This is a genomic window from Duganella radicis, assembly GCF_009720825.1.
In the GTDB taxonomy this organism is placed as follows: Bacteria; Pseudomonadota; Gammaproteobacteria; order Burkholderiales; family Burkholderiaceae_D; genus Rugamonas; species Rugamonas radicis.
Genome location: NZ_WNKY01000080.1, coordinates 1 through 10,271, shown reverse-complemented (window position 1 = coordinate 10,271; position 10,271 = coordinate 1). Strand labels below are relative to the sequence as shown.

The 10,271-nt window shown below is 56.3% G+C and carries 10 protein-coding genes; 4 read left to right on the top strand and 6 right to left on the bottom strand.

Translation table 11 applies throughout. From position 1 onward, the window contains the following. Nucleotides 1–60: 60 nt before the first annotated feature. Together GM676_RS30610 and tmk are read right to left on the bottom strand one after the other, a co-directional pair. Nucleotides 61–2,676, bottom strand: coding sequence for a hypothetical protein (locus tag GM676_RS30610; protein WP_211923321.1), 2,616 nt, complete (start codon nucleotides 2,674–2,676; stop codon nucleotides 61–63). Between the two features lie 30 nt (nucleotides 2,677–2,706). Then, nucleotides 2,707–3,399: a dTMP kinase gene (gene tmk, locus GM676_RS30605; RefSeq protein WP_155468343.1), complete on the bottom strand. Its 693-nt coding sequence runs from the start codon at nucleotides 3,397–3,399 to the stop codon at nucleotides 2,707–2,709. On the opposite strand from tmk, the gene GM676_RS30600 reads away from it, so the two are divergent. Then, a complete protein-coding gene (locus tag GM676_RS30600; RefSeq protein WP_155468342.1) occupies nucleotides 3,359–4,756 on the top strand; it encodes a B12-binding domain-containing radical SAM protein in 1,398 nt (465 codons plus the stop codon). The two genes, tmk and GM676_RS30600, sit on opposite strands and share 41 nt — an antisense overlap. Nucleotides 4,757–5,300: 544 nt before the next feature. On the opposite strand, the gene GM676_RS30595 is transcribed toward GM676_RS30600, so the two are convergent. Beyond that, nucleotides 5,301–5,579, bottom strand: a complete 279-nt coding sequence (locus GM676_RS30595; RefSeq protein ID WP_155468341.1) for a type II toxin-antitoxin system YafQ family toxin — start codon at nucleotides 5,577–5,579, stop codon at nucleotides 5,301–5,303. Nucleotides 5,580–5,835: 256 nt separating this feature from the next. On the opposite strand from GM676_RS30595, the gene GM676_RS30590 reads away from it, so the two are divergent. Next, nucleotides 5,836–6,105, top strand: a complete 270-nt coding sequence (locus GM676_RS30590; protein ID WP_155468340.1) for a type II toxin-antitoxin system RelB/DinJ family antitoxin — start codon at nucleotides 5,836–5,838, stop codon at nucleotides 6,103–6,105. 450 nt (nucleotides 6,106–6,555) lie between these two features. Here the strand turns inward: GM676_RS30590 and GM676_RS30585 are convergent, their stop codons facing one another. Next, nucleotides 6,556–7,635: a TniQ family protein gene (locus GM676_RS30585; protein WP_155468339.1), complete on the bottom strand. Its 1,080-nt coding sequence runs from the start codon at nucleotides 7,633–7,635 to the stop codon at nucleotides 6,556–6,558. A gap of 219 nt (nucleotides 7,636–7,854) precedes the next feature. Between GM676_RS30585 and GM676_RS30580 the strand changes: the two genes are divergently transcribed. Further along, a complete protein-coding gene (locus GM676_RS30580) occupies nucleotides 7,855–8,280 on the top strand; it encodes an organic hydroperoxide resistance protein (protein WP_155468338.1) in 426 nt (141 codons plus the stop codon). Between the two features lie 48 nt (nucleotides 8,281–8,328). After that, a complete protein-coding gene (locus GM676_RS30575) occupies nucleotides 8,329–8,796 on the top strand; it encodes a GNAT family N-acetyltransferase (protein ID WP_155468337.1) in 468 nt (155 codons plus the stop codon). On the opposite strand, the gene GM676_RS30570 is transcribed toward GM676_RS30575, so the two are convergent. Both GM676_RS30570 and GM676_RS31915 read right to left on the bottom strand, forming a co-directional pair. Next, complete coding sequence (locus GM676_RS30570; protein WP_155468336.1) at nucleotides 8,780–9,994, bottom strand: sensor histidine kinase; 1,215 nt, start codon at nucleotides 9,992–9,994, stop codon at nucleotides 8,780–8,782. The two genes, GM676_RS30575 and GM676_RS30570, sit on opposite strands and share 17 nt — an antisense overlap. Next, a partial coding sequence (locus GM676_RS31915; protein WP_308936708.1) for a helix-turn-helix domain-containing protein occupies nucleotides 9,984–10,271 on the bottom strand: 288 nt, incomplete at its 5' end. The genes GM676_RS30570 and GM676_RS31915, both read right to left, overlap by 11 nt.

Genomic DNA, 10,271 nt, shown 5'->3' with positions numbered 1-10,271 from the left:
CTCTGGTTGAGTTGAGTCTTCGCAAACCCAAATTTACCTTAAGAATCACAATGGCCGCCCTCAAGCTGCCTTCCTAAACGCCGATTCCGGCGAAGTCTTCATACACCACGTCGTGGGACACAATCCATCGTTGAACTTGCCCAGCTCATATTTCACCTGTGAGAGACTATGAGCCAACCAGATCCAGCCACTCTTATCTTCAATTGTCTCCAGGATGGCCTCTGCCTCTTCGTAGCGGCTAAGTCGGTAAAGTACCTCCCCCCATTTTCGCTTCTGATAGTGATTCGGCACTTTCAGTGCCTCATACGCTTCAAGTGCTTGGTTCAGGTAAATGGATTCGTCGCCAACATTCGACGCGAGCAGCATGATCTCCGCGTAGCTACCGCGGCTCTGGTCATCGTCCAGCATCCAAGGTGACGGCTCGGGCAGACGATCTAATACTTTCCCTACCTGGTCTGGTGCATGCCAAACCAGCGCCCGGACGAAGCTCGCGACCGAGTGATAGCCTTGCGGTATACCGATGGCGGCACTATATAGCGCCTCCGAAAGAAATAGCTCCTCGTGTTCTGCGATGAGTTCTCCTGCCCAAGTCTGACGCGCTCCATTAAGCGCGTCCCCCAAAGCTAGTGTCAGCGACGGGGAAACGCTGCCACTCAGCTTCGCCTTGATAATCTCTGACGCATATTGCTTTGCTTTTTCGTACTTTCGCGGCTGACGGCTGTATGACCGCACTAGTTGAAGCTTTGCCTCGTTCAGTGGATAGGCTGCGACCACTTCTTCGAATAGTCGCTCGGCTTCGAGGTCTTCGCCCACGGCGCTGAGCGTCTTAGCACGGTGATGCTTTATCTCGGCGGTTTGCCGGGGACTGAGGCCTTCCATGGCCGCAAGGTCGTCGTAGGCTCGTACGACTGTCGGCAGCCAAGCACTGACAGCTTCGTCTCCCGATGCCTGTCGAAGACTGCGTCCGCGCGCCTCGATTGACTCAAGGACTACCAAGATGGCCACTTCGTTACCGACCGCACCCAACGACTTGAGCCGCTGGGCTTCTTTTTGAGGATCCGGCAACAAATGGATAGGAATCGCACTGCCCATCCATACCATCGACAAAACGTATAGGAAGGCCGCACGTCTATCACCCTTTTCGACATTGCTAGTGATCTTGCCTCTCAGCTGCGAAGCGATCAGTTGTAGGCCATACCCGTCTCCGCGAATCTGTTGGAGAATGAACGCCTCAAGCTGACCATCAATCTCTCGTGCCTTTTCGTCGGTTAGCCAATTCAACGATTTCAGAGCTGCGAAGACGATATCATGAATGCGGATCGACGCATCACCTTCTGGGGCGGTCAGACCATATTGTTCGAAGGCTTTTAAGCGTATCACTCCGACGACATGCTTAAAGAAGGCTCGATCGCAATGGCTCTGTCCCGCCCACTGAAAAAGACATAGTTCCTCCTCAATCGCAGGTTTCAGTCGCCCGAGGATACGGTCTGCAAGTCGCGCGCCGTCAACCGGCAGTTTTGCGACATTGGCGCAGTCATCGGCAAGGTCGTCCCACAAAACGCCTTGGCAAGCAGCGGTGTTAAGCAATGCAAGACTAAGTGGATGCCCTCCAATAGCGCGCCAGATCGCTCGAAACGCTTTTTCAGGTACTGGCTGATCGAGGCCTCTACCCAGCAGTGTACGAGCTTGCTGAGCGTCCATTGTAGGCATGGCGAAGGCTCCAAATGACGGATTCTGCCGTGTGATCAAGATTCGTGAATCTGGGCCGCACAAGTTAGCAAGCTGCTCGACCGAGAGACTAGGGCTCGCATCGTCCACAACCAAAAAAGTGCGATTTCTGCGCAGTAGGGCACTGACATTGCGCTCGGCTCCGCCACGTCGGACTGGTACCGACGAGAGCTGCTCCACGCTCGCGATGTCTCGACCACTCACCCAAAATCTATAATGGAATCGGCCCTCGTTACGTAGCAGGCACGCAGCGGCTGCCTGTGATTTGCCAATACCACCAATTCCGACGACCTCTACACAAACCTCGCTATCAAGTCGTCGGTCCAACTCTCTGTCAACCGCCTCATTTTTAACATAAAACGTGCTCAGCGGTGGGGCATTCAATGACGCTGGGTGATCATCGCGGATCTCGGCCAAGATGTGCAGATGTTGGGCCAGGTCATCGACGGCATCGTCGTAGAGCATTAGCGTATCAATGATAGCCTCTGCAATAGACCGGCTGTCCATGAGGTGGAGTCTCCGGCCGGCCATCCGAGGTTGTTGCAGGGCAGTGTTATTCATCGCCTCTATCACCCCCGTTTCCGCCCGTTGAGAACTCAACAGATAGATATCTTTGGCGAGTGGCGCCAAGGTCAAGGCGTGATCGAGATCGCCCCACGGTTTGGACATCGATCCGGCAAAATATCCCTTCGCTATCGAAGCCTCGACTACGACGCTACCATCTTCCGACACCGCATCCAGCGCACCGCCGACCGGACTACCGCCAACCGACGACCCTCGCTGGACAAGCCTAACATCACATAATCGTTCAATAAGCACAACGCCAAACCGTTCAAATATCGAGCCAGGTCCCATACCCGAGAGAGAGTCGATCAAACGTTGGATAAGCAAGTTGCGGGTCTGCGGATTCATGAAAAGGCTCTGGCTTTTATACTTGTGATGATTCAAAATGCCGCGCTAGCGTAGTCGACCTGCGCTCTATAGCAAGTTTTCCACTATGCGCCAGATATCACACGCCACCGCGTCCACCGTCTGGTTTGCGTCAACAACATGGCAGCGCTCGGGAGCCTCGCGTGCCATCACGAGTAAGCCATGGCGGATTGCGGCAAAATCCCTAGTAGCTTCAGCTGGATCGAGAACGCCGTCACGGCGCAGTCCCCTTCGCCCAAGAGCCACTTCAAGCGGAAGATCCAAGATGATCGTCAGATCCGGGAGCGTTGCCCCTACGACGATCTCGCAAGTTGACCGGAAAAGCTGGTGGAGATCCACATCGGAAACCGCAACCTGAAACGCGTAAGTTGAGTCGATGAAGCGATCTGAGATAACCCATTTTCCATTCGCCAAAGCTGGACGGATAACACTTCGCACATGATCAAATCTAGCCGCACTAACTAGCAAAAGCTGTTCTGCTGGAGTAAGTTGACGATCTGGAGCAACCAATATCGCCCGCACCTCCATACCTAAGCGACCGCCATCTGGTTCCTTCGTTTGCAGAACAGTCTGGCCGGCATTTCTGAGGCGTTCAACAAGCAGCCTAACCTGTTCTGTCTTCCCACTACCGTCAATACCCTCGATACTTATAAATGGCACGTGTATCCTTCCTTCTAAACTCAAGTAATCAATGGTATTAATGAAGCGCTCAAATGTAGTTATATTTGTTTCCGCCGGCATGTTATCACCCAAGAAGCGCGATCATATTCTTGCGCGCCGACAGCTCTATCTTAACTACGGCGCATTGTCGCTGGCAACGATCCTTGATTCAAGGGGTACCGAAACTTTGTTGGTACATGGCGAGCATAGCGAGCCCGCCGAGGTGCTCACTATGCTGTTGGAAAAGGGGGTATTTCCGTCCCGGTTGCCCGTGATGCTGTCGATTCCTAGTTTCTATGCCCTTCCGTGGGCGCAGACCTTTTGCCGATTGGTGCGCAGCGTTGACCCGGAGGCTAGAATCGTTGTCGGCGGACGGTGGGTTGTAGGTCCAGATCCTGACTGGCTGCACGCCAAACTTCCTGAGGCGAACGTGCTAGTACCAGGGCTAGCAGAACCCGTTATCGCAAGTCTGCTCACAAGCTCGCCAGATTTACGGCGCCTGCCTGCCTCGACACCAGATAACGCCCTAAATCATCCTCTGGTGATCGGCTTCAATCGCTATCAACCAAGTATTGAGGCATCCCGGGGGTGTGGTATGGGCTGCTCATTTTGCGAGGAGCGGGATATCCGTCTGGAGAAGTTGCGTGCACCGGAGCAGATCGCCAGTGTGCTCGCGGCAGTCGCTAACCAGTACGGCGACAATGACATCCGGCCCTATTTCCAATCATCGATGTTCGCCCCAAATGAGAAATGGGGTACCGCCCTCGCGAATGCGGTTCGGGCCGCCGGCCTCAATATCTCATGGCGGACAGAGAGCCGCGTTGATGCGCTCACGCCTGGAACGATCGCCTGTCTCGCTGAGGCTGGCATGAAAGTGCTAGATCTTGGGCTTGAAACGGCATCGCCTACACAAATTCTAAGCATGCATAAGTCACGCGACCCTGACCGCTATCTAAAACGAGCTTCTAGCTTGCTTCGAGCATGTAGCGTTCACGGTATCGCAGCTAAGGTCAATGTCTTGCTATATGCCGGAGAAACGACAAAAACGCTCGACGAAACTCGGGCGTTTCTCGACGAGCATAAAGATTCGGTCTCTGGAGTGTCGGTGGGCCCAGTCGTGGCCTATGGCCCGCCGAAAACCGCGAACATTCTTTTGCAAGATTGGTCAAGGAGCGGTGCTGTGCCTGTCGACCCAGACAGCTCGCACGATAGTGGGATATCGATGATTCACCTCAGTCACGATTTCGACGCAGGATCGGCTGAGGCCGCTAGCTTAGAATTGTCTCGACGCTACATGGATGCAGATGCATATTTCAAGTTGAAAGCTTTTTCCTATTATCCGCGCGATTACACACGGGTGGACTTTGATCGCGATGTTGCAGCAAGCGATACATCTCAGTTGCCGTTCGCGTTTCCCCGCACATCCTGTCCTAACTGAGGTGCCAATTAATACACACCTGCAGTGTTGAACGACGTGTATGAGCGCGCCACGGCACTGACATCTGGCCGCAAGACCGCTTGATGCTATGCCATGAGAAAGGCCGGGAACACAACCTTTTCAACGCCGCACCTGTTGCGGCGTTTTATTGTCTTTCACAGCCACCCCATCAGGCGCGCGATCTGAACCAAGTACCACGCCGCCGCCGCGCAGCTAGCCAGCGTCGTAGCCGCTAACCGGGCACCGCGCGCCCACTTCATCAAATTTCCCATCTCGTCAATCTCCATCAAAGGCCCAATTGGCGGTATTGCACCATGACGCGACACCAATTTCTTGTGGTGGGATTTCCGCGCCACGCCTCCAGTCATCTGACTGTCACGACGCCATTTAAGCAATCTTATGGGTGATTTTCGAAAAACTTGGAATTTAACGACTGTGCTTGTTACACGCCGCCGCCCGGTACCGGGTAATCAAAGTTGGCCAGCAGCTCGGCAATGTGGCCGCCCTCAGCAACAGACCACTAAGGACGGCCTATTCAGCTAACTCAGAAGAGCTCGCTGTGAGACCCAAGCCGGGAAAGACGCAGGACGCCTTCCTCCGCCTTGCTGTAAATCAACAGCAAGTCCGGCTTGATGTGACACTCCCGATACCCAGCCCAGTCACCACTCAAATCATGGTCACGGTACCGAGGCTCCAGCGGGATATCGGCCAACAGCGCCTCCAACACCGCCAGAAAATCATCTGCAAGGGTGGCACGGTGCCGTCCCTTAGACTCACGCTTATAATCCCGCTTAAACTCACCTGCTCGTTCTACTTCACGCATTACACGTCTCCTTAAATTTACTATTTATGATCAATTTTCGTTGACTTCTTAAGGAGCAGTGTTTAGAATTAGTACTGTCACGTAGTAAAATCGCTGTCACTGCAACTTAAGAATCTAATAGTATACAGCAAAAGCTATTACTCTGTCAAGTTTTTTCTTGGCAATTTCGTACTCAGGTCGCTCTCCAGCGACTTTTTTTTCTTGCAAGGTGGTCGCATTGTGACTACAATTGCTTGAAAATGACCCAGAGGACACTATGACTACCGCAGATACCTACGTACGCGCTCGCATTGACACTGACACCAAGAACCGTGCTGCTGAGGCGTTGGAAGCAATGGGACTATCGATTTCTGACGCCATCCGTCTACTCATGCTGCGCGTGGCCGACGAGCACCGCCTACCCTTTGAGGTGAAGGTACCGAATGCCACGACCCGCAAAGCCATCGCCGAGCTGGAGGCTGGACAGGGCAAGCGTTTTGCCAATGCAGCGGCGCTGATGGCCGATCTGGAGTCGGACGACGACTGAACAACAACATGCCGACGGCATCGAGCATCCCGAGGTGATAGGTGTCCTGCACGGACAGCCAGCTTGTGGTCACGCTGCCCGATGGTTGTCAGCTGAGCGACGCGGCCCCGATGCAACTGGCCCACAAGCTGCTATCTGAGTGTTTCAGCGTAGATCAGGTCCACATGCTTCACCGGGACAGCACGGCGAACTGTCCCCCGACACCGGCCACAAGACTTTGGGCGCATGTCGCGCTGCCCAACCTTCATTTGAGGTTCCCATCGCTGCCGGAGGGCTATTAGTGCGACTTGGCGGCGCCCCTATCCTTCGTATTCCGATAGAAACAACACTGAAAGAGCAATTCTACGGCCCAATTCGCACCGTGGAAGGCGTCCGGCAGCGGGGACGACTTATGCGAACGTGCGGCGGCGACTTTCGAGTGAGGTGGCGGTGACGGTGAGAATATTCTGCTTACAGTGAACGCAGAATCCATTTAGCTTCGTCGGCCTCGCACCAAAAGGGCAATGTCCTGAACCAAAGGATTATCGCTAGCTGTAGCACCGGATAGATTTTGCTCTTGCCATTGATGTAGCTTGCCAGACTATAGTAGGCATGAACGGCACTTACCGGAAATGATCTACATTCTGGAAGCTCTTGTAGCAAGTTGGTAGCGTGGAGGAAATCCGCGCAGAGTTGCTGAACATCGGATCTGTCAAATGCCTTTAGCCGCTTCGACGAATTGAGTAAGCCTTGCGCCTCAAGATGAGCCAGAAATCTCAACCTGAACTCGGCTATCGCGGCGACGCCTTCTTGCTTAGTGTCCGTGAGATTCTCGATCAGCCTGGCAAAAGAAAATAAGACTGTTTTGTCTGTCGCGACGAACGGAGGTTCTAGTGCGTCGGCATCTGGGCAGTGAAGATTGAACCGTAGCTGGCTTGATGTCTTAACTGACGTGCGTTGCAATATGCGCTTATGCGCCAAGCAGATCCATACTCCTGGGTACTGATGAGACAGGCGCCAGTAAGGCATGCCTAAATCGGCTAGATCTGCTTCCATGCATTCAATACAGGCCTTCAACGGATGCCTTGCTGTAAACAACCCGTTCCATAGAGCCATCGGGTACTTCAGCTGAGATTCTGCTGTGGTACTGCTCGGCGCCAGCAGATTCTTCACTTCACTCGGCTTCATGAAGAGACGATAGAATCTGAACAGGGTGTGATTCTGGAAGATTTCAATTGGACTGCCGAGACACCCTTCAGTCCTTGCTACCAGGTATTCGACGTCAGAGCAGGCAGGCCCTAATGCTCGTTCTTTACGCGTACCAAAAAATACACCGACCGTGTCAGCCGCAGCGCGATAGCCCCAGTACGCGTGGTTTCGCGACACAAGGCTAAACAGGTACTCTCTTTCGGGCAACCATCCAAGCATCGGCCTAGTAATCGGAACAATGGCGGGCGCAACAGCACTTTGCTCAGCCGGCCGTTCTTCAGGTCGGTCGCTGTTTTTGCGACTATTTTTGTTCGTTTGCGACTTTATTTGTATGTTTGTCACTTTATTTGTTCCGAATAGCTCCCTTGATGCCGCTTGCCACGCGACAAATTAATTAAAAATTGCTTGCTATTAGATCGCACACTATGTATAGTGTGGTCATGGGCGCTGCAAACAGCGCAGGTTGTAGTAAATTAGCAAGCTGTTATACCCTTAGGTAGATAGCGCGCGATTGAATAGCCAACTAAACTTGGCCGTACTCACTCACTGAAAGGAAACATCATGTCGATCGAAAAAGTACTGTACACCGCACACGCTAAAACCACCGGCGGCCGTGAAGGCCAATCCGCTTCGTCGGATGGCAAACTGAGCGTGAAACTGAGCACGCCAAAAGAACTGGGCGGCGCCGGCGGCGAAGGCACCAACCCGGAACAGCTGTTCGCATCCGGCTACGCCGCCTGCTTCATCGGCGCGATGAAATTCGTCGGTGGCCGCGACAAGATCGCCGTGCCGGCTGACGTGTCGGTGGAAACCTCGGTCGGCATCGGCCCAGTGCCAACCGGCTTCGCGATTCAAGTCGAGCACAAAATCTCGCTGCCAGGCCTGGACCGCGAAACCGCGCAGAAACTGGTCGACGCAGCGCACATCGTGTGCCCATACTCGAACGCCACCCGCGGCAACATCGACGTGACCCTGACCATCGTTTAAATCGGGCTTCCGCTACAATCATTGCTTTGATCACGAACGAGAGAAGCAATGATTGAGTGGCACTGGCTGGCTTTTGACGATATTCCGCGCGCTGACTGGTACGAAGTACTGCGTCAGCGCCAGGCCGTTTTCATCCTCGAACAAACCTGTCTCTATCCCGACATCGACGGCGCCGATCCGGTCTGCCATCACCTGATGGGCTGGCGCGAGATCGACGGCCAGCGCACGCTGGTGGCGTATCTGCGCGTGGTGCCGCCGGGTGTGAAATTCGATGAGATGTCGCTGGGCCGCGTGCTGACCACGCAGGCCGGCCGTGGCTCGGGCGTGGGCCGCGAGCTGCTGGCGAAGGCGATTCCTCTGGCTGAGAAACTGCATCCCGGTTGGGATATCCGCATCGGCGCGCAGGCGCATCTGGAAAAATTCTACGGCAGCTTTGGCTTCAAGACGGTGACCGATCCTTACGACGAAGACGGCATCATGCACGTCGATATGGTGCGCGTTAAAACGTCAGGATGAAGCGCGCGCCGGCGCCAACCGCGCGCGCGTAACGCACGGTGCCGCCGTTGGCGTGCACCAGATGGCGCACCATCGCCAGACCGATTCCCCTGCCCTGCTTCCTGGTCGAGAAGAATGGCGTGAAGATGTGCGTCACCAGCGCATCCGGCACGCCTGGGCCATTGTCCGATACTTCGATGCGCAGGCGTCCGCCGCGGCTCAGGCGCGCGCTGACCTGCGCTTGCGTTGCCGCTTCGGCGGCGTTCTTCAACAGGTTGATCAAGGCTTGTTCCAGCTGGCCGGGATCGATCATCACTTCCAGCGACGCCGGTTCGACCGAGAAGGTCAGCCGGTCTTGCCATTGCGGCTCCAGCAGGGCTTTTAAACGTTCAAACAATTCTTCCAGCAGCACGCGTTGCGGCTGCGCTTGCGGCACGGTGGAAAGGCTGCGGTAGCTGCTGACGAAATCCACCAGGCTGGCGGCGCGTCTGGCGATGGCGTCCAGCGCGGTGTCCAGATCGGCGTGGATGTCTTGCGGCAGCTGGCCGCTGGCTTCGTCCAGCAGGCCGCATGCGGTGCGCGAGAGCGAAGCCACCGGCGTCAGGGAGTTCATGATTTCGTGGGTGAGCACTTGTACCAGTTCGCGCCAGGCGTTGAGGGCTTCGGCTTCCAGTTCGCTTTCCACCGGCATCAGGGCGGCCAAGCGGTGTGCCGAGCCTTGTAGCGTCAAGGCGGAGACGGCGACCAGGGCGCGCTCGGCACCGCGTTCGGTGTCGAAGCTGACCAGGCGGCGCTGGCCGGTGGGCTGTGCGGCCAGCAGTTGATGCAATTCTTGCGGCGCGATGGCGCGGCCGGGCGCCAGCAGCCGGCGCGCGCTGGCGTTGAGCGGGATCACTGCGCCGTCGCCGCTGGCGTGGTCGATGCGGAACAGCGCGATCGGCGCATGTTCAAGGCGGGCTTCCAGCGCGAGCAGGCCTTCCTCCAACGCGGGTGCGGCGGCGCCGGCAAGGCCGTTGGCGGCTTCCATGCGCGGCGTGAGCGGGGCGAGTCGGCGCAGGCATTGCCATAGCAGGCTGGCCGGGGCCAGTGCGAGCAGGCCGCACACGACGATGCGGCGTGGTTCCGGCGTGGCCGACAACACATCGGCTGCGATGGAGAGCGCCATCAGGCCGGCCGCGCCGGCCGCCACGCCCAGCTTGAGCGCGTGCTCAGATGCCATGCTTGCCCAGCTTGCGATACAGCGCGGCGCGGCTGATGCCGAGCGTCTTGGCCGCGTGGCTGATGTTGCCGTTGAATTGCGCCAGCGTCGCCGCAATCGCCGCCCGTTCGATGGCATCCAGCGTCAAGTCGCCACCACCGCCAGCCGGCGGCGACGACGAACCGGCCGCCGGGACCATGCTTGCCACAGCGGTTGCCGCCGCGCCGTGGACCTGGGGCATGGCGGCCGGGTCGCCCGCCATCGCCGCAAACGCCGCCGGGCCGGGCGCCGGCATGCC